The following is a 24,993-nucleotide window of genomic DNA, read 5'->3' as shown; positions in this document are numbered from 1 at the left end:
TCGGGCGCTGGGGGCAGGAGAAACGCCTCAGTTCAAGGTCGAAGTCAGCGTCGGCAGCAGTCACAGCAAGAGCGCATTCTCCGAAGACAGCGTGACGAATCGCGGCTCGAATGTGAATGCGGGCGGGACGGTCGCGTTTGCGGCAACGGGGAACGGGCAACCGGGTAGCGGCAATGTGGCGATCGCGGGTTCGAACGTGAACGCAAACGACGTGATCCTGGCAGCGAAGAATCAGGTCAATATCGTCAATAGGACCGATACGGATTCGACGCGCAGCACGAACGAGTCGAAGAGCGCGAGCGTGGGGGTGTCCGTCGGCACGGGCGGGTTCGGTGTTTCCGCGGCGATGTCGAAGGCCAACGGCGACGGCAACAGCGATCTGGCCACGCAGAACAGCAGTCACGTGAACGCAGCAAACGGCGTGACGATCATCTCGGGCGGCGATACGAACATCATCGGCTCGAACGTGAAGGGCAATCAGGTGAATGCCGATGTGGGCGGGAACCTGAACATCGAGAGCGTGCAGGATACGCTGACGAGTGCAGCGCATCAGTCGAGTTCGGGCGGCGGCTTCAGCATTAGCCAGGGTGGCGCCAGCGCGAGCTTCAGCCAGAGCAAGGGCAATGCCACAGGCAGTTATGCGGGTGTCAACGAGCAAGCCGGAATTCACGCGGGCGACGGCGGCTTCAATATCAACGTCACCGGCAATACCGACCTGAAGGGTGGGCTCATCGCGAGTGAAGCGGATGCGTCGAAGAATTCGCTGACGACGGGTTCGCTGTCCTTCTCGGACATCCAGAACCAGTCGCACTACGATGCGAGTTCGAGCGGTTTCAGCGCAGGCGCGACGACCGGCGACGGCGGGATGAACTACAGCACGCACGGCAGTGCGTCGGGGAAGAATGCCGGTGGCGCCGCGCCCATGCTCGGACAGAGCGACAGCGGCAGTGATAGTGCAACGACGAAGAGTGGTGTCAGTGCGGGGGCGGTGACGATCACGGATTCGTCGAACCAGAAGCAGGATGTGGCGAGCTTGAACCGCGATACGACGAATACAAACGGTACGGTTGCCAAACTCCCCGACATGCAGAATCTCTTGAGCAATCAAGCGGACATGATGGCTGCGGCCAGCGCAGCTGGCGAAGCGGTGTCGCGCCGGATCGGTGACTATGCCGACGAGATGAAACGGCAAGCCGAGAAGAATGGTGACCAGGCAGGTGTCGACGCGTGGAAGGAAGGCGGAGCGAACCGCGCACTGATGCAGGGTGCGGGTGCGGCGCTGGTGACGGGGCTGGCGGGTGGCAACGCAGTCGGTGGTGCAGCCGGCGCGGCGATTGCATCGATCGCGTCTGGCAAGCTGAACGAACTGAGTAGTGCGATCGCAGGCAGCGATCCGACAGGCAACGCCAATATGAATCAGGCGCTGGGTAATATCGTGGCGAACGCGCTTGCGACGGGGGCCGGTGCGGCTGTGGGCGGTGAATCGGGAGCGTTCTCTGGATACAACGTCGACCGGTTTAATCGGCAGTTGCATGAGGATAGCAAGGCGAAAGAACTGACGCTGGCGAAGAAGCTGGCGACGGAGAGCGGCGGTAAGTACACGGTGGAGCAAATCGTGGACCAAATGGCACAGATGAATCTGGTGACGTCGGACGGCGGGATGCTGCCGGGCAATGTGCGGGTGGCGTCGGGCGATAAGCCGCAAGACGGGACGGAATGGACGCAGTATGGCGTGAACAGAGCCGGGCAAACGGTGTGGACGCAATCTCTGGGACCGGGTGATCCGGATTTGCAAGCGTATATTGCGAAGGGGGCGCAGGGTAGCGGGTTCTCCTATCAGGCAACGACGACGGGCTCGAATCCGGGATTGGTGAGAGCCCCGGACTTTGTAAACTTCCAGATCGATTACTTTGTAGGAAGCGTATGGGGGACGTTTACGCGAGATGGTCACGCGTACTTCGGGACTGGTGTAAATATGGCACTCCCCAATCCGGTTCAGGCGTCGGCAAGTATTACTGCCGGCTGGCTCAATCAAACAAGCGTTGCTCCCGGCCAGACGAATAACTTTGCTGGCGGCTATGCTGGCGGCATGACTGGCGCTTACGGTTTATTTGGCGCAGGGATTATGAATTCACCAGGCAATGGAACGGCAACGATTATTGGAGTCGGTGGTGGTGTTAGTGCTGGGAAGAATGCCAATATCGGTGGCGTTGGTGGTGGCTACAGCGTAGATCAAGGTAAAACAGGGATGGGGTGGTAATTATGGTTGGTATTCCGGGATCAACTCCTAAGACACGAATGCAGAAGGTGGTGGGAATTGTTGTCTTCGTCGCAATTATGGGTTTTATCGCGTATGTGGTGCTAAAGAACATTTTTTCTCTTTAAAATCGTGACGAATACGGGCTCGGCGGCGCTGGGTCAGGTGCCGAGTCAGTCTGGTTGAGATCAGTCGGCGAGGCCTGGATGCTATTTCACGTTGACGGGACCGTTAATTTTGCTGGCGGATATGCAGGTGGCGGATCGGCACTTTACGGTGGTATGGGGGCGGCATCATGGTGTCGCCTGGAAACGATACGGCAACTGTTGTAGGCCTTGGTGCAGGTGTAAACGTGGGAAAGACAAACAACCTCGCTTCAGTTGGCTGGGGGCTTCTCCGTTAATCAAGTAAAAACTGGGAATGGGGGGTAGCCATGGGGCTGTTAATTATATCTACTCCGAAAACGCGGATACAGAAAGTCATCTGGTGGTGCTTTTTCGCTGCGATGACCGGCTTCATCGTTCGCGTGATATTAAAGAATACCTTCTTTAGCTAAGACATTTCTTGGAAAGCAGGATGGTTGGATGGAAACGATCGGCGGAGATAAAAATCCGAAGCAGTGGGTCAAGATGACGCGCGAGCAGAATCCTGCTGCTTGGATCAGTATGGGTGCCATCCATGCATTTTTCTGCGGACTTTTTTAAATGATCGGTATGCCGATCGCGTTAATAAGCAGTCGCATCCTTGACGAATACGAGTGATCCGAGTGTAGTCCACGATTCCATATCTAGAAGAACATGAAAATTATTCGCCGAGGGTATTCTACCGCTGCAGCAGTGCTGTTTATCGCGACGAGCGTGTCGGCGCAGGAATCGCCGCGCCTGATCATTCCGGGCAACGACCAGCAAACCCGACAGCAGGAAGAGGCACGCGAACGCGAACGGACCGTCACCGCGCCCGGATTGCGTTCGGAAGTGGTGGCGAATGCTGAATATCGAACGCTGCCATCGGAAACGCCGTGCTTTCGCATTGATCGTTTTGCACTCGACGTGCCCGATGCAATACCTGCTTCCCTGAAGTTGCAAGGCGCGTCGGCGTTGCCGATGGATCGCTTCGCGTTCGCGCGTGAATGGCTTGGGCACTACACGGGCCAGTGCGTCGGCAAACAGGGGCTCGACCTGCTCGTCAAAGGCCTGTCGCAAGCTATCCTGGCGCGCGGGTATGTGACGACGCGCGTGCTGCTGCCCGAACAGGACCTGTCGACCGGGACCCTCAAGTTTTCGCTGATTCCGGGTGTGATCCGCCATGTGCGTGTTGCCGACGAGAAGCTCCGCGGCACCTGGAAAACTGCCTTTCCAACCGGCGACGGCGAGCTGCTGAACCTGCGCGACCTCGAACAGGGCCTCGAGCAGATGAAACGCGTGTCGAGCCAGGACGTGTCGATGCAGATCGTGCCGGCCGATGTGCCGGGTGAAAGCGACGTCGTGCTCGACGTGAAACGCGGCAAGCCGTGGACCGTCGTCGCGTCGATCGACAACTCGGGTACGCGCGCGACCGGTCGCCTGCAGGGCAACTTGTCGCTCGGCATCGACAACCCGCTCGGCCTGAACGACATCTTCAACGTCGGCGTGAGCCAGGATCTCGAGTTCGGTGACAAGCGCCTCGGCTCGCACGGCTGGAACGGCTTTTATTCGATCCCGTGGGGCTATTGGACCGCGACGCTGTCGGCCTACACGAACACGTACTACCAGCAGATCGCCGGCGTGAACCAGACCTTCGTTGCGAGCGGCAATTCGAAGACGGTCGACTTCAAGCTGAACCGCGTGCTGTCGCGCAGCCAGAACGACGTGTTCGGTGCGCAGTTCCGACTGTCGCGCCGCTTCGGGCAAAGCTTCATCGAGGACACCGAGATCCCGCAGCAGCGCCGCAACAACACGTTCGTCGAGTTTGGCCTGACCGATCGCCATTACTTCGGCAACGCGCAGTTCGACGGCACGCTCGCATACCGGCAGGGGATCGGCGCGTTCGGCGCGCAGGACGACACCCTGTCGGCCGACGGCGGCCCGACCTACCGCTACAGGATGGCCGTGCTCGACGCGAATCTGTCAGTCCCGTTCGCAATCGCACAGCAGCCGTTCCGCTACGTGACGACGTTCCACGGTCAGTACACCGGCAATACGCTGTACTACATCGATGACCTGGCGATCGGCAGCCGCTATACGGTGCGCGGATTCGACGGCGAGACGATGCTCGCGGCGTCGCGCGGCTTCTACTGGCGCAACGAACTGCAGGCGCCGATCGGCCAGACCGGGCAGGCGGCCTATGCGGGCGTCGACTACGGCCGCGTGTGGGGTCCGCAGCCGGTTGCTCTCGTCGGCACGCAGCTGGCGGGCGCGGTGATCGGCGTGAAGGGCAGCGTCGCGACTCGAACGGGAGCCTTTGGTTACGACCTGTTTGCCGGCACACCGATCTACAAACCGTCCGGGTTTCCTACGGCGCGAGTCACGATCGGATTTCAGGTCACGGCACAGTTCTGATGTCGCAGACGACACCAGCGAGGCACGAGAACTGACGACCTTTCGGACCGCGCAGATCGTCGCTTTGTTGTCCGGGAGCCACGTGCCGCGGTCCCGTTGTCCAAGCTGCGGCGGCATCCATATCACGACGCGGGAATCAGAGCGCGCCCGATCGGCCGGTTGCCGCTGTTCGAATTCCAGTCGTGCCGGCGCTATTTCGGCCGCACCGTCGACACATCGTTGGGCGAAAAACACCTCAACAGATCGACCCGTTCGTGTCCCTGCTGTCGCGACAAATCTATCGGAGTCCTCTAGTTGCCGCAACTGAAGAGCAAGGAGAGGGTCCCCGCTGGGTGCGACAAATCTGCACGGCGTCGTAGATGAAGATGCCGTAGCGCTAGTTCACCATGCCGAGCAGTGCGTGCGCGGCGAGATCGCGGTGGCCGTCGAAGTTGTAGTCGTCCGATGCGAGCCGGTAGTGGCCTTCCTCGTCGTATACGTCGACGTCGAGCGTCCGTGTCTCTGCGCTCGGCAGGAAGCGGATCGTGACGCGCGAGCCTTCGGCCCGTTCGACGCGCACCGTGACGGTGTCGTCGACGTTGAACGTGAGCAGCGGCGGCGAAGCAGCTGGAATCGCGAAGCGCGTGTCATGAGCGAAGGGCGAACGCGTGAGATGCGGACGAATGCCGGGCAGGCCGGGTCACGTGCTTGCGCTGTCGTCGCGATACCCGCTCTTGCCGTCGAAGATTTCCTTGAGCGCGGCACGCAGCACGACCGGATCGTGCTCGCCGGGCGCGAGATGAATCACGTAATGCGTGTTGCCGTCGAGCCGCGCGGCGGTGCGCTCGTCGAGTTCGACTTCGATCGTGTCGCTCGTGAGGCGTACCGTCAAATCCTTCACGTGCGCGGTGAGCTGGTCGAGCACCATCACCTCGATCGACGTTTCCTCCGGAAAGCGCAGCAGCGAGAAGCAATAGTTCCGTTCCGCGTCGTGGCAATAGATGTTCGCGCAGCTTTCGTCGTCTTCGATGTCGGACGTCGCCGCGCCGACGGTGGCATGTAGTTCCATGATGTTTCTCTCGATGTGGGGTTATCGGGGAAGCGTCGTTTCCGCTTCGACCTCGCAATGCGCATCGCGCGCCTTCAGCCACAGCCCGAACTCGCGCATGACCTCGACGACGGGCCGCAGCCGGTCGCCGTCCGCGGTCAGATCGTACTCGACGCGCACCGGCACTTCCGGATACACGGTGCGCCGCACGAAGCCGGCGTCCTCGAGCGCGCGCAGATCGAGCGTCAGCATCCGTTGCGAGATGCCCGGCATGTCGCGGCGCAGGTCGCTGAAGCGCTTCGGCCCGTCGAGCAAGTAGGACACGAGCAGCAACCGCCAGCGGCCGCCGAGCAGGCGCATCGCCTCTTCCACGGAACATCCTGTCGCACTCGTTTTCATCCTGCTGAACCCTGGTCGGTAACTTTTTCGTGACTACGGCACAAACGACTGCCTTCTTCTCAGCGCTGCGCCGATGCGAGATATTAGCGCCCGCGTCGCGGCGAATCGATAGTCGAACCATCCAACCAAGGAAACACATGAAGCTCTATCACGCTCCCGGCAGCTGTTCGCAGGCGATTCGCATCGTGCTGCGCGAAGCGGACATCGACGTGCAGATCGTCACGGTCGACGCGCGCAAGCATCGGATCGAAGACGGCCGCAACTATTGCGACGTCAACGAACTCGGTTACGTGCCACTGCTCGAACTCGACGACGGCACGATCCTGCGCGAAGGGCCGGTGATCGCGCAGTATCTCGCGGACCGGCGCCCGGAAGCGGGGCTCGCACCCGCGCACGGCACGCTTGCGCGTTACAGGCTGATGGAATGGCTGAACTTCCTCGGCACCGAAATCCACAAGGGCTTCATCCCGCTGCTGTACGCGGTGCAGGCGGGGAAATACGTCGACCCGGCGCGGCAGAAGCTCGACAGCCGCTTCGCATGGATCGACCGGCAGCTCGACGGCAGGACCTTCGTCACGGGCGACACGTTCACGATCGCCGATGCGTACCTGTTCGCGCTCACGGGCTGGGGCAAGGCCGACTGGATGCGCTCGGTGTACAACGCGGACATCGACCTCAGCCAGTACGCGAACCTGCGCGCGTGGTACGAGCGGGTGCGGGCGCGGCCGGCCGTGCAGCAGGTGCTGCAGGCCGACGCTCGCCGCAGCGCGTCCTGACTGACGCACGCCGGGCCTTCAGCGCGTCAGTGTCACGAACAGATAGCCGACGTACCCGGCGCCGTTCGCCAGCAACGCCCAGATCGCGAGCCCGCGCGCACGCGCATTGACGCGCAGCCACACCGCCGCCGCGAGCGTGATGACCACGCCGGTCAGCACTTCGGGGCGCGGTTCCCACGGCGTCAGCATGATGCCGATCGCCGGCAGCAACGTGCCCTGGAACACCATCGCGCCGGTGATGTTGCCGAACGCGAGCGTGTCCTTCTTGCGGCGGATCCACAGCACGCTGTTGACCTTTTCCGGTAGCTCCGTCGCGATCGGCACGATGATCAGCGACAGCAGCAGCGCGGAGATCCCGAGCAGGTGCGACACACCCTCGACGCCGTGAATGAACCCCTTCGCCCCGCCGACCAGCAGCGCGACGCCGAGCGCGAGTTGCAGCGCGATGGTGGCCAGGTTGGTCGGCAGCCCGACGCGCGACAGGAACATCGCATGCGGCGCCTCGGTGCCGTGCCCGGCATCGACGAGTTGCGTCGACGCGCGGAACGTCATCAAGACGTACATCACATAGATGCCGACCAGCATCGCGGCGAGCAGCGCGCGGACGGCCCACACGTGATGCGGGACGAACATCGCGATGGTGGCGAGCGTGAATGCGGCGATGAAGTAGTTCAGGTCGCGCACGAAGCCGGTGCGCTCGGGCGCGATCGTGCCGGTCAGCCCGCGTGAGCGGATCACGGCGAGCGTCATCAGGAAGGTCGTCAGCGTCGCGAGCATCAGCGGCGCGCCGAGAATCGCGCCGACGCCGATTTCCTCGTTCACGGCCGCGTTCGACGTGCCGCCCGCGAGCGCGAGCAGCGGCACCATCGTTTCGGGCAGCGCGGTACCGACGGCGGCAAACAGCGAACCGGTCACGCCTTCGGAAATCTTCAGCCGCTCGCCGAGATGTTCGAGCGCATTCGTGAAGAGTTCGGCGGCGACCAGGATGACGATCAGCATGAGCGCCAGTTCGACGAGCATCAACGTCATGCAGCACCTCCGCAGGCAGGCACGCCGGCAGGGGCGGAACGGACGCAGCGAACGAAATGCAGGGGGAAAGCTGGAAGGAACATGGGGACTCCGTGGTCGGACGTGGACGAACCATGACGCATCTGCCGACGTCCGACCAGGAACGACGCGATGCGTCGATGGTCTCGCCAGACCGATTCGGCCGAACGCGCCACGGCCGCAGGCCGAGTGTGTTGACGCGTTCGCTTTCCGGGGATGGAAAGCAGGCTACTCCCCAAAGACGAAGGGCAGTCTAGCCGAGCCGGCCGCTTTCGGCAAGTGTGCGGTCAAGCCGCCTCGTGACGGATGCCCATGCCGCATCGGAAGCAATCGGCATGCGCGCGGCGGCATCATCCGCGTGTCACGAAACGCGGGCAGGGAAGTGCAGCGCGAAGGTCGTCCGTCCGTCGCGGCTCACGACCTCGACCTTGCCGCGATGCAGCTCGAGGATCGACTTGACGATCGCGAGCCCGAGCCCGGTGTTGCGCGCCGCGCCGTGCCGCGACGAATCGATCCGGTAGAAGCGCTCGAAGATCCGCTCGATCTGTTCGGGCGGAATCGCGATGCCGCGGTTCGTGACTTCGACGACCGCGTAGCCGGGCCGGGTCGATACGGCCAGCTCGATCGTCGATCCGGCTTCCGCGTGTTCGAGCGCGTTCGAGACGAGGTTGCCGACGGCGCGCCGGAACAGCGTCGCGTCCGCGACGACGGGCGCTGCGCCGTGCACGTCGAGGCGCACGCCGGTCTCGTCGGCCAGCGCCTGGAAATACGACGCGAGCCGGCGCAATTCGTTGCCCGCGTCGAGTTCGACCGTCTTCAGGTGCTGTTGCGCATTATCCGTGCGCGCGAGAAACAGCATGTTCTCGATCATCCGCTGAAGCCGTTCGCATTCCTCGATGTTCGAGTCGATCAGCGTTTCGTATTCCTCGGCGGTGCGGGCACGCGACAGCGTGACCTGCGACGAACTGATCACGTTCGCGAGCGGCGTGCGCATGTCGTGCGCGAGATCGGACGAGAACTGCGACAGCCGCACGAACGCGCGCTCGAGCCGGTCGAGCATCCGGTTGACCGATGTGGCGAGTTCGCGCAGCTCGATCGGGCCGCCGCGCGCATCGAGGCGTGCGGTCAGGTTGTGCGCCTCGATGCGCGACGTCTGCCGGCCGAGGCTCTCGACCGGACGCAGGCCGCGGGACGCGACCGCGTAGCCGAGCGCGCCGACCAGCAGCGCGCCGAGCACGGCCGCGAGCCAGATGTCGACACGATAACTCTCCAGCAGCGACTGGCGATCGGCCGCCGTGCGGGCCAGCGCGACCTGAATGGTTTCGCCCGACGGCAGCGTGGCGCGCGCACGGACGCAGCGCGACGTGCCGATGCCGGGCGGCGAGCACGTGAACGGGCTCGCCGCCGCGCCCGCTGCACCGGCCGGCTGCGGCCGCGCGATCACCGATGCGAGCGTGTGGCCGGCTTCGTCGGTGTGTTCGACGAGCGGGTGGTTCGCGCCGTCGTAGATGCCGAGGTAGACGCCCGGATGCGACAGCAGCACTTCATGGAAGACGGCCGGATCGGCGCGCAACGCTGCGGTCGAGCCGCTCGCCCGCGCGAGCTGCAGGAACTGGTTGAGCTTGCCGGCGATCTCGATGTCGTCGCGCCGGGTCAACTCGGCGGACAGCGAGCGATACAGATACGCGCCGGTCAGCGCGAACACGAGCGCGGCCACGACCGCGAACGCGAGCGTCAGGCGCCGGAGCAGCGAATAGGGCGCGGGGCCGCCTGTCACGCGCGATCCTCGAGCACGTAGCCCATCCCGCGGATCGTGTGGATCAGTTTCTTCTCGTACGCGTTGTCGATCTTCGCGCGCAGGCGCTTGATCGCCGCATCGACGACGTTCGTGTCGCTGTCGAAATTCATGTCCCAGATCTGCGACGTGATGAAGGTGCGCGTCAGCACCTCGCCCTCGCGCTCCGCGAGCAGCTGCAGCAGCGCGAACTCCTGCGCGGTCAGGTCGATGCGGGCGTCGGCGCGCCGCACGCGGCGCTTGATCAGGTCGACTTCGAGATCGGCGATTTGCAGGATTTCTCGGGAATTGCGCGGCACGCGCCGCAGCAGCGAACGGATGCGGGCGAGGAACTCTGCGTAAGCGAACGGCTTGAGCAGGTAGTCGTCGGCGCCCAGTTCGAGCCCCGTGACCTTGTCCTCGACCGCCTCCCGGGCCGTCAGCAACAGCACCGGCGTCTGCTTCTGCGCGCGCAGCCGGCGGAGCACCTCGAAGCCGTCCAGTTCCGGCAGCATCACGTCGAGCACGACGAGATCGAAATCCTCGTGCAGCGCGAGGAACAGCCCGTCCTGGCCGTTCTCGGCCACGTCGACCGTGTAGCTCGCCTCCGTCAGCCCCTTGCGGAGGTACGACGCCATCTTGGGTTCGTCTTCGACTATCAGTATCCGCATGGTGGAGCAGGCCGTTCGTGATTCCAGCCGGTCAGTGTAACGCGTGAGCTTACGGCGCAGCGCGTGCGCGAAAGATGACCGCCGGATGACGGAATTTTCATGAACCACGCTTGCGATGCGGTGAGCGTGCTTCATGAAAATTCGGTCATGTTTCGGCCATGTCGTCGTCACGCCGGCGGCGATAAGCTGCGGCCGTCTTGTATCCGGAGCGCGTCGTCGCGGCGCTGCTCCCGTTCATCCGGTCATTGTCTGCGTGATTCCGCATCCATGTCGTACTGGCGCAAATTCATCCTCGTCGTGCTGCTGGCGCTGTGCGTGCCGATCCAGTCGTTCGCGACCGTGTCGACGCCATGCGCGGGTGCTGCCGTGCCGCACGCGGGTGCCGGCGTCGATGCCCAGGCCGCGTCGCATGGGATGCCGGGTACGCACGGCGAGCGGCATGGGCACGACGACCACGCACGTCATGCGACGCCTTGTTCCGCATGCGGGTCCTGCTGTTTCGGCTCGGGCATGGCGGAGGTGCCTGCCGTGTCCGTTACGTCGGACGTCGGCCTCGCGATCGTCTCGTCCTCACCGTCGGCGGTCGTCGTGTCGTTTTTGACCGGCGGCATCGACCGGCCGCCACGCCGGATTCCCGTCTGATCCGTGCCCGCGGCCGACCGGCCGCGATCCGCAAACCGTGCCGGCGAACGCACGACGTCCGCCGCACGACTCACGACGAGAAACATTCATGCGATTGATTACTGCGGCGCTGCTTGGCGCGGCGGCGCTCGTGCCGTCGCTCGCGCCCGCGCAAACCGCCTTTCCCGATCCGGCCGACGCGGCCGCGTCGGTGCCGGACGTCACGGTGACGTCCGCGTTCGACGGCTACGTGCCGTATCGGGACGACGCAGGCCCGGGCTGGAAGCAACTGAACCGGGACGTGATGGCGCGGCCCGCGAAGGGAAACACGACCGGACACGCGAAACCCGGCAATGCGGCAGCCGGCGCGTCCCATTCGATGCACGGAGGGGCCGCGCAATGACGAGACTTGCGATTTCACCGCGAATCGGCGCGACCGTGCTCGTGCTCGCATTCCTCGCCGGCTGCACGACGTTCTCGAAGGACGGCGGCTTCGACGCCGTGTCGTCCGTCGCATCGGAGCGCATCGGGAAGGACGCCGTCATCGTCAGGACCGACGCCGACCGCGCAGCCGTCGACAAGCGGACGAAGGAACTGCTCGAGAAACCGCTGTCGATGGACGACGCGGTGCAGCTCGCGCTGTTGAACAACCGTGGCCTGCAGGCGTCGTACGCGGAACTCGGGCTGTCGGAGGCCGATCTCGTGCAGGCCGGCCGGCTGCCGAACCCGCGCTTCTCGTTCAGCCGCACGCGGGCCGGCGACGGCGAACTGAGCCTCGGCCGCACGTTCTCGGCCAACGTGTTCGCGCTGCTGACGCTGCCGCTCGCGACGAACATCGAACGCCGCCGTTTCGAGCAGACCCGGCTCGAAACCGCCGACGCGATGCTGAAGGTCGCGGCCGACGCGCGCCGCGCGTATGTCGAAGCCGTCGCTGCCGAACAGGCCGCGAATTATGCGCGACAGGTCCGCGACGCCGCGAGCGCCGGCGCCGAGCTCGCGCTGCGCATGCGCCAGGCCGGCAACTTCAGCCGGCTCGACTACGCACGCGAGCAGGCGTTCCACGCGGATGCCGTCGCGCAGCAGGCGAAGGCGCAGCAGCAGGCCGTGGCCGCGCGCGAGAAGCTCACGCGCGCGATGGGGCAGTGGGGCGAGCGCACGCGGTACGCGCTGCCCGAGCGCTTGCCCGACCTGCCGGAGGCACGCCCCGATCTGCCCGATCTCGAACGCTATGCGATGAACAACCGCCTCGACATCCAGGCCGCGAAGCTGCAGACGCAGGGCGTCGCGTCGTCGCTCGGGCTCAGCAAGGCGACGCGCTTCGTCAACGCGGTCGATCTCGGCTACGTGAACAACTACGAGACCAGCAAGGGGCACGAGCACGGCTACGAGATCAGCGTCGAGATTCCGCTGTTCGACTGGGGCGGCGCGAAGGTCGCGCGGGCCGAGGCCGTCTACATGCGGTCGGCGAACCGGCTCGCGCAGACGGCGATCGACGCGCGCTCGGAGGTGCGCGAATCGTACGCGGCATACACGACGAGCTACGACGTCGCGAAGCACTATCGCGATGAAGTCGTGCCGCTGCGCAAGACGATCTCGGACGAGTTGCTGCTTCGCTACAACGGGATGCTCGTGAGCGTGTTCGAGCTGCTGAGCGATGCGCGCGAACAGGTCGGCGCGGTCAACGGCTACATCGACGCGCTGAAGGATTACTGGCTCGCCGAAACCGATCTGCAGGCGGCCGTCGGCGGCCGCCTGCCGACTGCGCAGCCGACGCAGCCGACGCAGCCGACGCAGCCGACGCAGCCGACGCAGCGCGCGGACGCGCCCGCCGCACTCACGACCGACGCTGCGCCGCAGCCGGCTTCTTCACCCGTGGCGCAACCGGCGCCCGCACCGCATCCGGAAGGTCATTGACATGGTGTCCCGTCGACAATTTCTCAGCGGCTCGGGCGCCGCGCTGCTCGGTGCGGCGATGGTCAGCAAGGCCGGCGCGGCGTCGCTGCCCGAAGCGCCCACGATGGCGAAGGCCGGCACGCAGCCGCCGCTCGTGCCGCCCAACGGCCGCCCGTACACGCCCGTCGCGACGCTGAACGGCTGGACGCTGCCGTGGCGAATGAAGAACGGCTGGAAGGAATTCCACCTGACGGCCGAGCCCGTCGTGCGCGAGATGGCGCCCGGGATGAACGCGAACCTGTGGGGCTACAACGGCCAGTCGCCGGGCCCGACGATCGAGGCCGTCGAAGGCGACAAGGTCCGGATCTTCGTGACGAACCGGCTGCCCGAGCACACGACGATTCACTGGCACGGGCTGCGGCTGCCCAACGGGATGGATGGGGTCGGGGGCCTCACGCAGCCGCACATTCCGCCCGGCAAGACCTTCGTCTACGAGTTCCAGCTGGAGGCGCACGGCACGTTCATGTATCACCCGCACGCCGACGAGATGGTGCAGATGGCGATGGGAATGATGGGCATGTTCATCGTGCATCCGAAGGATCGCGCGACGATGCCGGTCGATCGCGACTTCGTCTTTCTGCTCGCCGCGTACGACATCGATCCGGGCAGCTACACGCCGCGCGTGAACGAGATGACGGACTTCAACATGTGGACGTTCAACTCGCGCGTGTTCCCGGGCATCGACCCGCTGCCGGTGCGGGCGGGCGACCGTGTGCGGATTCGTTTCGGCAACCTGACGATGACGAACCATCCGATCCACCTGCACGGCTACAGCTTCGAGGTGGCCGGCACCGACGGCGGCTGGATTCCGCCGGCGGCGCGCTGGCCGGAGGTGACGGCCGATGTCGCGGTGGGCCAGATGCGCGCGATCGAGTTCACCGCCGATCGTCCGGGCGACTGGGCGTTCCATTGCCATAAGTCGCATCACACGATGAATGCGATGGGTCATCAGGTGCCGAACCTGATCGGCGTGCCGCAGAAGGATCTCGCGAAGAAGATCGGCAAGCTCGTGCCCGACTACATGGCGATGGGCAGCACGGGCGGCGCGATGGGCGGCATGGAAATGCCGCTGCCCGACAACACGCTGCCGATGATGACGGGCACCGGCCCGTTCGGGCCGCTGGAGATGGGCGGCATGTTCACGGTGCTGAAGGTCCGGCAGGGCCTCGGCCGCAACGATTATCGCGATCCGGGCTGGTTCCGGCATCCGAAGGGCACCGTCGCGTACGAATACACGGGCGAATTGCCGGACGGTTGAGCCGCGGGCAGCATGCGGCGGCCGTGATGACGCGGCCGCCGGTTTTCGTTTCATTCACTCAGGAGCACGCACGATGAAGAAGGAACTGGTTTCGATTGCAACGGGTTGCATGCTGGCGTTTTCCGCCGCGTCGTACGCGGCCGGCGACATGGCCGGCATGGACATGAGCGGCGGCGCGATGCAGGGCGCCGCCGCGAAGCACGAGATGTCGCACGGCGAGATCCGCAAGATCGACACGGGCGCCGGCAAGCTGACGATCAAGCATGGCCCGCTGGACAACCTCGGGATGGACGCGATGACGATGGCGTTCAAGGTGAAGGACCCGGCGATGCTGTCGCAGGTGAAGGTGGGCGACAAGGTTGACTTCGTCGCCGAGGACGTGGGCGGCGCGTTGACCGTCGTCGAGCTGAAGAAGCCGTGACGCCGGGCATGACCATGAAGATCACCCCCCTCGGGCGGCTGGCCGCCCTCGCCGCGGCCGGCGCGATCGTCGCCGCCGTGCCGGCCGCAGCATTCGCGCACGGCAAGCTGGAAAGCGCCGCACCGGCGACCGGCAGCGCGGTCGACACCGCGCCCGACACGTTGCGGCTGACGTTCAACGAGGATCTCGAACCGGCGTTCAGCTCGGTGAAGGTGTCGGACGCGAACGGCAATGCCGTCGCGCACGAAAAGGCGAAAATCGATGCGTCGAACCCGCGCGTGATGACCGTCGCGATACCGAAGCTCGCGCCTGGCGCGTACACGGTGCAGTGGGTGGCGATGACGGCCGACGCGCATCGCACCAAGGGCACCTATTCGTTCAGGGTGAAGGGGTGAACGAGGGCTTCGTCGGCCTTTTGAGGCTCGTGTCGGTGGCGATACAGAACACCGGGTTCGCCGTCATCGTCGGCGCGTTGCTCGGCAGCCACTGGCTTGCGCGCGGCGAGTCGGCGTGGCAGCGCGGCATCGCGCGGCGTCTCGTCGCGACGCTGCGCATCGCGTCCAGCGTGTCGCTGCTCGCGAGCGTCACCGCGTTCTGGGCGCACTGCGCGCTGATGAGCGACGTGTCGATGCTGGACGCCGGGCCGGCCGTCCGCGCGATGCTCGCCGGCACCGGCTTCGGCCACGCGTGGCTGGCCGGCGCGGTGTTCACGGCGGTCGTCGTGCTGCTGTCGTTGCTCCGGCGTGCGAATGATACGCGCTTTCCGTTCGCGATGTGGGCCGCGCTCGCGGGCATCGCACTCGCGCGCAGCAACGGCGGGCATCCGGTCGACGCGGGCCTGTTCAGCGTGCCGGTGTGGGTCGACTGGCTGCATCTGCTGGCGATCAGCGCGTGGGTCGGGCTCGTGTTCGTGACGGCGTTCGGCGTGATGCCGCGTCTTGCCGGCATGCCCGCGAGCGAACGCACGACCGGCGTCTCGTTCGTGCAGTCGCTGTCCGATGCGTCGACGTATGCGTTGATCGTGCTGTTCGCGACCGGCGCTTACAACGGCTGGCGCGGTGTCGATACGCCCGCGAACCTGCTCGGGTCGACGTACGGGCAGATCCTGCTGTTCAAGCTCGCGCTCGTGCTGGTCGCGGCGGCGCTCGGCGGACACAACCGGTTCTTCGAGATGCCGAAGCTGCTGGCCGCACTGAAGGATCCGGCAGCCGCGACGCCGGCCGGCCTGTTGCGACGGTTCGGCGCGGTGCTGCGGATCGAGGCGGTCGTGCTGGCCGGCGTGCTGATGGTGGCCGCCGTGCTCGTGTCGAGCGCGTTGCCGGGGACGGTTTAGCGCCACGGTCGGCAGGCGAAGCCGGTATCGGGAAATCGTCGGAACAGCGGTGGTTCCGACCAGACGATTTCCCGCTTTCCGACCGGGGTAGCGAAGCCGGATGATTACATCTATCTGTCTTTTGGTTACTAAAAACTGTCACCGAGCGCCGCTAAGCTTTCGCCACCCTCACAACCGGGATTCCCCGTCATGCGCTCGACAATCCGCCTGTTTGCCCCGCTATTGCTGCTGCCCACGCTTGCCGCGCCCGTCTTAGCCGCCACCGCCGCTCCCGTCAGTCCGAACTGCGGCGGCAGCACGACGCCGATCGCCGACATCCAGGGGCCGGGCGCGCCGTCGCCGCTCGCCGGCCAGAACGTGTCGGTCGAAGCGGTCGTCACCGCCGACTTCGGCGGCACGGACGGCTTCGGCGGCTTCTTCGTCCAGCAGGCCGACGCGCAGCGCCGCAACCAGCCGGGCGTCTCCGAAGGCCTGTTCGTCTATGCGCCGAAAGTGCGCGCGAAGGCCGGCGATCTCGTGCACGTGACCGGCAAGGTCGAGGAAAAATACGGGCAGACGCAGCTCACGCTATCGGGCGCGATCGCGGTGTGCGCGACCGGCCAGACGGTCACGCCGGCCACGCTCACGCTGCCGGTCGACAACCCGAGCGCATTCGCCGCATATGAAGGGATGCGCGTGCGCCTGCCGCAGACGCTCACCGTCACCGACAACTACGAACTCGGCCGCTACGGCAGCGTGATGCTGAGCAACGGCCGCCTGCGCACGCCGACGAGCGTGGTGCCGCCGTCGCAGGCGCAGACGCAGATCGATGCGAACGCACGCAACCGGCTGATCCTCGACGACGGCTCGAACAAGCAGAACCCGGCGACCGTGCCGTATCCGGCGCCGGAACTGTCGGCCGCGAACACGCTGCGCTCGGGGTACACCGTGCGCGACGTCGAAGGCGTGCTCGAGGTGCGCTACGGCGCATGGCGCGTGCAGCCGCTGCCCGGCGCGGCCGCGCCGACGTTCGACACGCGTTCGAACCCGCGCACCAACGCCCCGGCGCGCGATCCGAAATCGAACCTGCGCGTCGCATCGTTCAACGTTCTCAACTACTTCAACGGCAACGGTCTCGGCGGCGGCTTCGATGATCCGAACAACCGCGGCGCGAAGACCTATCAGGAATTCCAGCGCCAGGAAGCGAAGATTGTCAGCGCGCTGAAGGCGCTCGACGCCGACGTGATCGGCCTGATGGAGATCCAGAACAACGGCTACGGCGAACTGAGCGCGGTGCGCCAGCTCGCGGCGAAGCTCGGCAGCCACTGGCGCGTCGTCGATCCGGGCACGTCGCGCCTCGGCGGCGACGCGATCGCGGTCGCGATGATCTACGACAGCCGCGCGGTCGAACCCGTCGGCCGCGCGTCGACGCTCGCGATCGACGACAAGAACCGCCAGCCGCTCGCGCAGTCGTTCCGCCGGATCGGCGGCAAGCAGGCGCTGACGATCGCGGTCAACCACCTGAAGTCGAAGAACTGCCCGGGCGCCACGAACGACGACCTCGACCAGGGCGACGGCCAGGGTTGCTGGAATCCGACGCGCGCGCGCGCGGCCGCGAAGCTGGCCGACTGGCTCGCCGGCACGCCGACGGGCATCGCGGGGCAGGGCACGCTGCTGATCGGCGACTTCAACAGCTACACGCATGAAGACCCGATCCGCCTGCTCGAATCGCGCGGCTACCGCAACCTCGTGTCGCGCTGGATCGGCGCCAACGCGTACAGCTACGTGTACAACGGCGAAGCCGGCTACCTCGATCACGCGCTCGCGTCGCTGCCGCTCGCGTCGCACGTGAAAGCCGTGCACGAATGGCACATCAACGCGGACGAGCCCCTCGCGCTGCAGTACACGCTCGCGTACAAGTCGGCCGAGCAGCAGAAAACCTTCTACGCGCCGGATGCGTATCGTTCGTCGGACCACGATCCGGTGCTGATCGATATCGCGTTGCCGGGCGGCGGGCGCTGATCGCTGAATCGAGTATCTGAACGACGTTGCGCGGGCGGTGGTGTTGCCGCTCGCGCTGCCTGTCTCTCCCTCCTCAATCGCGCATTACGCATCGATGCCGTCTGCCGCATGCCGCGGTTCCATTCCGATATCGGGTAAATAATTCTGCTGCGTATCCTGGGAATAACCGAAATCGGTATTTTTGTGGACGATGCTGGTTTTATTCGGCGAGTCGAACTAATCGATTCTGGATAATTAAAATGAAAGAAAACCCTCGCCGATTTAAAGGGAGTCCACACGCAATGTCGAAGCCCGGAAAGGGTTATGCGACATGCGAAGCCGCCGCCACATTCCAGTAAGAACGACTCGTATAACGAACCGGACGCGAACAATCGTATTTTCTTTCAAACTCCAGACACTGGCTGCCATTCGCATCATGAGAGATTTTTTAATATCGGAATGATCTTTGACAACGCGGCGCAGCACCGCCTATTTTTGTCATGTCGTAAATTTTGGTAATACGAAAGTCGTCGAAACTGCGAGGGGGGCGGCGTTCCCGCATCATTCTCCGCCTGCAGTTTGCTGTGTCTGTATCAAGTTCAGTCTCTCGAAGAAGTCCAATCCCCAACCGCCGTCTGCCGACCGTGCAACGCGAGTGGCGGGTGTGCCTGCGCGTTTTTCGCCGGCGATGGCGGCCCGTGTGAAGCGGTATCCGACCCAACACAAGGACAGAGATGAAACCAGACAGGAGCAGTACCGGCAGCCGTCGCGAGCGTCGCGGCCGGCTGGCCGGGCTAGGCGCATTGACCATCGTGACGCTCGCGCTCGCGGGCTGCGGCGGCGACGATTCGTCGTCGGTCGGCGCGTCGAGCCTCGCGCAGGCCACCGCCAGCCAGCAGGCCAGCGCGCAAGCGGCGGCCGGCAGCCAGGCGCCGGCGGCAAACCAGCCTTACGTCGACCCCGTCGCGTATTCGATGAACGCGACCGACGGCCTCGCGGCCGCGCAGGTCTCGGAGAAGGCGGCGGTGATGCATTACCAGTGGAAATCCGGCGGCACGACGGTCAGTTACACGACGACCACGGGCCACCTGACCGCGCAGGACGCGAACGGCAACGCGGAAGCGTCGATGTCGTACGTCGCGTACACCGCGCCGAGCACGAACGGCAAGCCGCGCCCCGTCACGTTCGTCTACAACGGCGGGCCGGGCTCGTCGTCGATCTGGCTGCGCCTCGGCTCCTTCGCGCCGACGCGCGTCGCCACGCCCGATCCGCTGTTCGGCAACAACTGGCCGAACTATCCGCTCGTCGACAACGCGGACAGCCTGATCGACACGACCGACCTCGTGTTCATCGACCCGCCGGGAACCGGGCTGTCGGAAGCCGTGCTGCCGAACACCAATCAGAAGTACTGGGGTTCCGACGCGGACGTCAACATCATGCGCGACTTCATCCAGCGCTACCTGAACGTCAACGGCCGCGGCACGTCGCCGATCTACCTGTACGGCGAATCGTACGGCACGCCGCGTACCGACATGCTCGCGCTGGCGCTCGAATCGGCCGGCGTGCACCTGACGGGGATCGTGCTGCAATCGTCGATCCTGAACTACTTCGCCGATGCGGTGGAAGCGGTGGCGATCACGCAGTCGACCGAAGGGCTGCTGCTGGAGACCGATACCGTGGCCGGCTATCTGCCAGGCTATGCGGCGGTCGCGGCGTACTTCAACCAGGTGTCGCCGGCGCCGGTCAACCCGTATCTGTATGCACTGCAGACCGAGTTGTTCACGACGCTGATCTACAACCAGTTGCAGCAGTACTCGCAGTCGTGGGTGCTGAGCCAGCTCGGCATTCCGGATGCGCTCGGCACGCCGGTGTTCCCGAGCGATGCGACGCTGAAGCTGTGGTCGCTGCCGTCGAGCCTCACGCAGCAGGCGCTGCGCGGCTACTTCAACGCGAATCCGTTCGGCACGAGCCTGCTGCCCGGCACGACGATCGGGCGCTACGACGGACGCGTGTCGTTGCCGAATTCGGATCCGCGGCTGCAAACGGACGGCGATCCGTCGGACATCCTGATCTCGCAGCCGTTCACGAACGCGCTCGCGACGCAGATGCCCGACTACCTCGGCTACACCGCGCCGAACGCGACCTACCTGCCGCTGAACGACAACATCATCCAGGTGTGGGACTTCTCGCATGACGGCCAGCCGATGCCCGACTCGATCCCCGATCTGCTCGGCGCGCTTCAGCTCAATCCGAAGCTCCGGGTGCTCGCGGAGAACGGCCTCCACGACCTGGCGACGCCGTTCTTCAACACCGAGAAGCAGCTCGCGCGGCTGCAGACGGTGAAGGGCCTGAACCCGAAGCTGCAGGTGAATTTCTTCCAGGGCGGGCACATGACGTATCTGGATGACGTGGCCCGTCCGCAGATGAAGCGCGACTTGGCGATCTTCTATCAGGGCAGGCGGATTCCGACCGCGCTGACGCTGCGCACACTGCCGCCGCCGTGGCCGGACGAGAACCCGGCCGGCACGCCGACCGGCAGCGTGCCGGGCGCGACGGCCGCGACGACGCTGGCGGCCGCACCGTAAACGACGGACTCCTTGCGAAAAGGAACCCTCAATTCATCCATTGAATGCGAGTGATCATGTCCCTAATCAACTTGATGCGGCGTATGTCTCCGTTGATCGTCCTCGGCGCCGTGATGAGCAGCGCCCACGCACTGCCGCCGCAGGCGGTGGCGCCGGTGAAGCTGCCGCGCGGCGGGCACGGCGTCGACGGTCCGTTCTTTCCTTCGACCCGCGTGGCGCCGGTATTGCCGTCGACCGGCGCGACGCTGCAACAGCAGGCGCAGAAGCGTGTCGACGCACGGCTCGGCGGCAACACGGTGCTGAGCAACGGCGCGGCGGTGACGAAAGCGCAGGCGCAGAGCAGCGGGCTGGGCTTCGTCGCGAAGCACTTCGACGAGATCGACGCGAAACACACCGGTCGCGTGACGATGAGCGATGTGCGGCAGTTCATCCAGCAGCGGCAGGTGCAGGCGGAGCAGGATCAGCAGGAGTGACGGTGTAGCGAGGTCGTGCGCGGGGTGGTGGCCGGTGCCGGCCGCCCCCCGCGCCTGAGGCCTGCTTTCAACCCGCCGCGGCGCACGTTCGGCCGCGGCATTCTTCATGGAAGCTCAGTTCATGCGCAGGCAACGGCACGCCGCGTCACGCATCACGTGATCGGTGTGCGGTTTCCCGTTGCGCGTAACGCCGCGCCGTCGCCGACGGCAACTCGCCGAACATCGCGCGGTAGTCCTGCGCAAAGCTGCTCAGGTGCCAGAAGCCCCACTTCGTCGCGGCCGACGTCACGGATCCGCCGAGCCGCAACTCGCGGCGAACGTGATTCAGCCGGACGGCGCGCAGGTATGCGATCGGATTCAGGTTGAGCGTGTCGTTGAATGCGTATTGCGCGGTACGCCGGCTGATGCCGAGCTGCACGCACAGTTCGGCGATCGACAGTGGGCACGTCGACGCATCCTGCAGCCGCTCCTGTACCGCGTTCACGAGCGACCAGTACTTCGTCGGCCGCGTCGCGAGGGCGTCCGCGTCCGGCGCGGGCGTCGTCATTGCTTCGGAAATGGCATACAGCACGGTCCGCTCGAGCAGCTCGATCCGTTCCTGCGTCGTCACGTCGTCGATCGGCGTGCTTTTCGCGGCCGCGGCCATCGTGTGGCGCAGCAGGTCGCGCAAGCGGTCCGCGACCTGGGTCGTCATCGGGATCAGCGGCGCGAAGGTGCGCGCGCGCAGCGACGCGGCGAGCGTTCGCATCGCCTCCGTCGACAGCTTGTCGGGCTCGATCTCGACATTCACGAGCACGTGCCGGTCGGGCGAATAGAACTCGAACACGGGCTGGCTCGAGAACACGTGCAGGCTGTCGCGCCCGCTCTTCTCGCCGCACATGCGCGCATGGCCTTCGAGCTCCAGCGGCACGGCCACCGCGATGCGGTCGGACGGCACCGCGCCCTGCTGCAGGATCACCTTGTCGAGGTCCTCGACCAGAAGCCGGATGCCGCCGAGCGACACGATGGACGACGAGCCATGAAACAGCCCGCCCGAGATCTGCGTGTAATTGAGATCCCAGCCGTCGAAGATCCGCGCCTGTTCCTCCACGTCGGTGAACGCGCAAAACGCCACCGTTCGTGCGAACGGTGGGGCGCCAGAAAAATCGCTCGGATCGGCGGACGGCGTCATCGGAGTCGGGAAGGGGCGGGCCGGATCGATGCATTGTAGCCGCTGCTCAGGCCGGTCAAAAACCCCGATGGCCCGATTCCCCGAAGAAACCCTCGCTTGCCGAAATCCGATAGTGAAAAGCCGGCCGGCGCAATACCTTTGGCACGAACGGAACACAACGTATCGCATCGCGCCGGCACCTGGAGCCTCCCGCTTCGTTGCCGGACGAACCGAACACGGCTGCCGGCGTGGTCCCGGCAGCACACTTCTGGAGAGACGTCGATGGAGCTTCCACGTGGCGGATTCTGGCGGAACTGGGTGGGCAATCAGTCGTGCGTTGCCGCGCACATGGCGTCGCCGACCAGCGAGGCGGAGATCGCCGAGCTGGTGCATGCCGCGACGAGCCAGGGCAAGAACGTCCGATGCTCGGGATCGGGGCATTCGTTCACGCCGGTCGTCGCGACGAGCGGCCTGCTGCTGTCGCTGAAGGATTACCAGGGCATCGTCGCGGTCGACGAGCAACGAAAGCGCGTCACGGTGAAGGCCGGCACGCGGATCAACGCGGTGACGCGTCATCTGAAGGACATCGGTTTCTCGCTCGTCAACCAGGGCGACATCGATTCGCAGGCCATTGCCGGTGCGCTCGCAACGGGCACGCACGGCACGGGGACGACGCTGAGCAACCTGTCGTCGCAGGTCGTCGGGATGCGGATCGTTCGCCCCAACGGCTCGATCATGGAAGTGAGCGACAGGCAGGACCTCGACCTGCTGCATGCGACGCAGGTGAACCTCGGCCTGTTCGGCGTGGTGTCGGAGCTGACGCTGCAGGTGACCGACGCGTTCTGGCTGCACGACCGCGTGTGGCGCGAGGACTTCGAGGCGCTGATGGAAAAGTACGACGAGCTTGCGGCCACGCACCGGCATTTCGGTTTCTTCTGGTGCCCGACGTCCGAAAGCCGCCACCTGTACTGCCTGCCCGATACCGCGAAGGTGTCGAACTCGAGGAAGGACTACGACGTGTGCGAAATCAAGGTGATGGACATCACCGACGAACGCACGTTCTTCGAAGGCGAGCACGAGAAGATCGCGTACAGCGCCGAGGTCTATGCGATTCACTACGTCGCGAACTTCCACGAACTCGAATACGCAGTGCCTGCCGAACACGGCAAGGAAGCGCTGCGCCGCGTGCGCGACCTGATCCTCACGAAGCATCGCGACTGCATCTTCCCGGTCGAATACCGCTTCACGAAGGGCGATCCGGCGTGGATAAGCCCGTTCAACAATCAGGACAGCGTAACCATCTCGTGCTCGGGCGGGCCGAACGGCGTCGACTATTGGCCGTTCCTGAAGGACGTCGACGACATCCTGCGCGATTACGGGTCGCGTCCGCACTGGGGCAAGTTGCACTTCACGAACCGCGATGACGTGGATCGCCGGTTCCCGAAAGCCGAAGCGTTCCGCGAACTGCGCCGCAGCGCGGACCCGGAGGGCCGTTTCCTCAACGATCATCTTCGGACGCTGTTCAGCTGAGCGGTCCGAACGAACCAGACTGGAGAACGACGAATGAATGCCAAGATTGACGGGCGACTGGCCGGCAAGGTCGCCATCGTGAGCGGCGGCGCGGGCGGATGCGGCGGCGCCGCGTCCGAACTGTTCGCCGCGCAGGGCGCGAAGGTGGCGATCGTCGACCGCGACGGCGACGCGGCCGAAACGCTTGCGTCGCGGCTGCGCGATGCCGGCTTGCAGGCGATCGGCCTCGGCGCCGACGTGTCGAGGCAGTCGGACGTGCAGGCAGCGGTCGACGCCGCGCGCCGGCAGTATGGCAATGCGGACATCCTGTTCAATCACGCGGGCACGTTGATCGTCAAACCGTTCCTCAACATCGAGGAGTCGGAATGGGACTGGCTGATGGGCGTGAACGTGAAGAGCATGTTCCTGATGACGAAGGCGGTCCTTCCGCAGATGCTGGAAAAGGGCCGCGGCAGCATCGTCTGCACGTCGTCGATCTCGGCTGTCTGCGCGACGCCCGGTGAGGTGCTGTATGACGCGACCAAGGGTGCGTGCCACATGTTCGCGCGGGCGATCGCCGTCGAGTACCGCGACCGCGGCATCCGCTGCAACGCGCTGGCGCCCGGCTTCATCCGCACGCCGCACGGGATGCGCGAGTTGAAGGATCTGCAGGCGATGGGCGTGGACGCGACCGAAGCGGCCATCGCGGTGCAGCAAGGCCGGCTGTGCGAGCCATCGGAAGTGGCCGCGGCCGCGCTGTTCCTGGCGTCGGACGAATCGAGCTTCGTCAACGGCACGCACCTGTTCGTCGACAACTGTTTTTCCGCCGTTTAGGCCCCGATATTCGCAGGAGGCCGAAGGGCAGGCACGCGTTCTCCAGGAGCGGCAGGTTCCGTCGAAGGTTCCGCAGCGATGCGGACCTTCGATTTTTTTTGCCCGTTCGCCGCGCGATGCGTCCTAGCGGATTGTCGTAATCCTTCTATCTGAACCGATTTGCGTCTGCTGGAATGGCAATGCCGAATCACCGTTCAGCGGGCATCGCGGGGCGGCATGGTCGATGACGTCATCGAGCGCCGGTCCGGCGCTCGGCTTCGCGGTCCGGGCAAGTCCGGCATGCCAGGGTCAATCCATCACTTTCTTTTGATCAATCATCATGTTCAATCGCACTACCAGCACCGTCGCCAACGTCGATCCGGAACTCTGGACTGCCATTCAGGACGAG

Annotated in this window: 22 protein-coding genes and 1 riboswitch; of the genes, 15 read left to right on the top strand and 7 right to left on the bottom strand. The window is 65.1% G+C overall.

The window, feature by feature from the left end:
- Positions 1-2,260, top strand: a 2,260-nt coding sequence (locus ACV22W_RS32220) for a hemagglutinin repeat-containing protein (protein WP_448023521.1), incomplete at its 5' end; no start/stop codon positions are given.
- A 794-nt stretch (positions 2,261-3,054) separates the two neighbouring features.
- Entirely contained in the window at positions 3,055-4,794 is a 1,740-nt protein-coding gene (locus tag ACV22W_RS32215) for a ShlB/FhaC/HecB family hemolysin secretion/activation protein (protein ID WP_448023519.1), read from the top strand.
- Positions 4,795-5,170: 376 nt separating this feature from the next.
- On the opposite strand, the gene ACV22W_RS32210 is transcribed toward ACV22W_RS32215, so the two are convergent.
- The 3 genes from ACV22W_RS32210 to ACV22W_RS32200 form a co-directional block, all read right to left on the bottom strand.
- A complete protein-coding gene (locus ACV22W_RS32210; protein WP_448023517.1) occupies positions 5,171-5,353 on the bottom strand; it encodes a hypothetical protein in 183 nt (60 codons plus the stop codon).
- Positions 5,354-5,473: 120 nt separating this feature from the next.
- Entirely contained in the window at positions 5,474-5,842 is a 369-nt protein-coding gene (locus ACV22W_RS32205) for a hypothetical protein (protein ID WP_448023516.1), read from the bottom strand.
- Positions 5,843-5,863: 21 nt separating this feature from the next.
- Positions 5,864-6,220 (bottom strand): winged helix-turn-helix transcriptional regulator, encoded by a 357-nt coding sequence (locus ACV22W_RS32200; RefSeq protein ID WP_448023515.1) that lies wholly within the window; start codon positions 6,218-6,220, stop codon positions 5,864-5,866.
- A 137-nt stretch (positions 6,221-6,357) separates the two neighbouring features.
- Between ACV22W_RS32200 and gstA the strand changes: the two genes are divergently transcribed.
- On the top strand, positions 6,358-6,996 hold the full coding sequence (gstA, locus tag ACV22W_RS32195) for a glutathione transferase GstA (RefSeq protein ID WP_448023513.1): 639 nt from the start codon (positions 6,358-6,360) through the stop codon (positions 6,994-6,996).
- A gap of 18 nt (positions 6,997-7,014) precedes the next feature.
- Here the strand turns inward: gstA and ACV22W_RS32190 are convergent, their stop codons facing one another.
- The 3 genes from ACV22W_RS32190 to ACV22W_RS32180 all read right to left on the bottom strand — a co-directional run bounded on the left by ACV22W_RS32190 (position 7,015) and on the right by ACV22W_RS32180 (position 10,488).
- Positions 7,015-8,025 (bottom strand): sodium:calcium antiporter, encoded by a 1,011-nt coding sequence (locus ACV22W_RS32190; RefSeq protein WP_321850432.1) that lies wholly within the window; start codon positions 8,023-8,025, stop codon positions 7,015-7,017.
- 91 nt (positions 8,026-8,116) lie between these two features.
- Positions 8,117-8,292, bottom strand: a riboswitch (yybP-ykoY riboswitch).
- Positions 8,293-8,404: 112 nt separating this feature from the next.
- Positions 8,405-9,820, bottom strand: a complete 1,416-nt coding sequence (locus ACV22W_RS32185) for a heavy metal sensor histidine kinase (RefSeq protein WP_448023511.1) — start codon at positions 9,818-9,820, stop codon at positions 8,405-8,407.
- Entirely contained in the window at positions 9,817-10,488 is a 672-nt protein-coding gene (locus ACV22W_RS32180) for a heavy metal response regulator transcription factor (protein ID WP_059533764.1), read from the bottom strand. The genes ACV22W_RS32185 and ACV22W_RS32180 overlap by 4 nt, the downstream gene beginning before the upstream one ends.
- 267 nt (positions 10,489-10,755) lie before the next feature.
- Here ACV22W_RS32180 and ACV22W_RS32175 point away from each other — a divergent pair, with 267 nt between their 5' ends.
- From ACV22W_RS32175 to ACV22W_RS32130, 10 genes are all read left to right on the top strand, one after another.
- The gene (locus ACV22W_RS32175; RefSeq protein WP_448023510.1) at positions 10,756-11,130 is read left to right on the top strand and encodes a hypothetical protein; all 375 of its coding nucleotides are present in this window, start codon (positions 10,756-10,758) and stop codon (positions 11,128-11,130) included.
- An 88-nt stretch (positions 11,131-11,218) separates the two neighbouring features.
- The gene (locus ACV22W_RS32170) at positions 11,219-11,512 is read left to right on the top strand and encodes a hypothetical protein (RefSeq protein ID WP_448023508.1); all 294 of its coding nucleotides are present in this window, start codon (positions 11,219-11,221) and stop codon (positions 11,510-11,512) included.
- Positions 11,509-13,023, top strand: a complete 1,515-nt coding sequence (locus tag ACV22W_RS32165; protein ID WP_448023506.1) for a TolC family protein — start codon at positions 11,509-11,511, stop codon at positions 13,021-13,023. Before ACV22W_RS32170 ends, ACV22W_RS32165 begins: the two co-directional genes overlap by 4 nt.
- A 1-nt stretch (position 13,024) precedes the next feature.
- On the top strand, positions 13,025-14,320 hold the full coding sequence (locus ACV22W_RS32160; protein WP_059608038.1) for a multicopper oxidase family protein: 1,296 nt from the start codon (positions 13,025-13,027) through the stop codon (positions 14,318-14,320).
- Positions 14,321-14,393: 73 nt separating this feature from the next.
- Positions 14,394-14,741, top strand: coding sequence for a copper-binding protein (locus tag ACV22W_RS32155; RefSeq protein ID WP_059692489.1), 348 nt, complete (start codon positions 14,394-14,396; stop codon positions 14,739-14,741).
- A gap of 14 nt (positions 14,742-14,755) precedes the next feature.
- Positions 14,756-15,136 carry a copper homeostasis periplasmic binding protein CopC gene (copC, locus tag ACV22W_RS32150; protein WP_448023504.1) on the top strand — a complete coding sequence of 127 codons (381 nt, stop codon included), beginning with the start codon at positions 14,756-14,758 and terminating at the stop codon, positions 15,134-15,136.
- Positions 15,133-16,074, top strand: a complete 942-nt coding sequence (locus ACV22W_RS32145) for a copper resistance D family protein (RefSeq protein WP_448023502.1) — start codon at positions 15,133-15,135, stop codon at positions 16,072-16,074. The genes copC and ACV22W_RS32145 overlap by 4 nt, the downstream gene beginning before the upstream one ends.
- Before the next feature lie 189 nt (positions 16,075-16,263).
- Positions 16,264-18,075 (top strand): ExeM/NucH family extracellular endonuclease, encoded by a 1,812-nt coding sequence (locus ACV22W_RS32140; RefSeq protein ID WP_448023500.1) that lies wholly within the window; start codon positions 16,264-16,266, stop codon positions 18,073-18,075.
- Positions 18,076-18,788: 713 nt separating this feature from the next.
- A complete protein-coding gene (locus tag ACV22W_RS32135; RefSeq protein WP_448023498.1) occupies positions 18,789-20,639 on the top strand; it encodes a S10 family serine carboxypeptidase-like protein in 1,851 nt (616 codons plus the stop codon).
- A 44-nt stretch (positions 20,640-20,683) separates the two neighbouring features.
- On the top strand, positions 20,684-21,112 hold the full coding sequence (locus tag ACV22W_RS32130; RefSeq protein WP_448023497.1) for a 2-oxoglutarate dehydrogenase: 429 nt from the start codon (positions 20,684-20,686) through the stop codon (positions 21,110-21,112).
- A 145-nt stretch (positions 21,113-21,257) separates the two neighbouring features.
- Here the strand turns inward: ACV22W_RS32130 and ACV22W_RS32125 are convergent, their stop codons facing one another.
- Positions 21,258-22,283: a helix-turn-helix domain-containing protein gene (locus tag ACV22W_RS32125; RefSeq protein WP_448023495.1), complete on the bottom strand. Its 1,026-nt coding sequence runs from the start codon at positions 22,281-22,283 to the stop codon at positions 21,258-21,260.
- 261 nt (positions 22,284-22,544) lie between these two features.
- Between ACV22W_RS32125 and ACV22W_RS32120 the strand changes: the two genes are divergently transcribed.
- Positions 22,545-23,792, top strand: a complete 1,248-nt coding sequence (locus ACV22W_RS32120) for a D-arabinono-1,4-lactone oxidase (protein WP_448023494.1) — start codon at positions 22,545-22,547, stop codon at positions 23,790-23,792.
- A gap of 33 nt (positions 23,793-23,825) precedes the next feature.
- On the top strand, positions 23,826-24,605 hold the full coding sequence (locus ACV22W_RS32115) for an SDR family NAD(P)-dependent oxidoreductase (RefSeq protein WP_448023493.1): 780 nt from the start codon (positions 23,826-23,828) through the stop codon (positions 24,603-24,605).
- Positions 24,606-24,993: the final 388 nt, after the last annotated feature.

The sequence above is a fragment of the Burkholderia sp. AW49-1 genome (assembly GCF_053427845.1).
The sequence above is the reverse complement of the archived record's forward strand: the minus strand, read 5'-3'. Positions and strand labels throughout refer to the sequence as shown.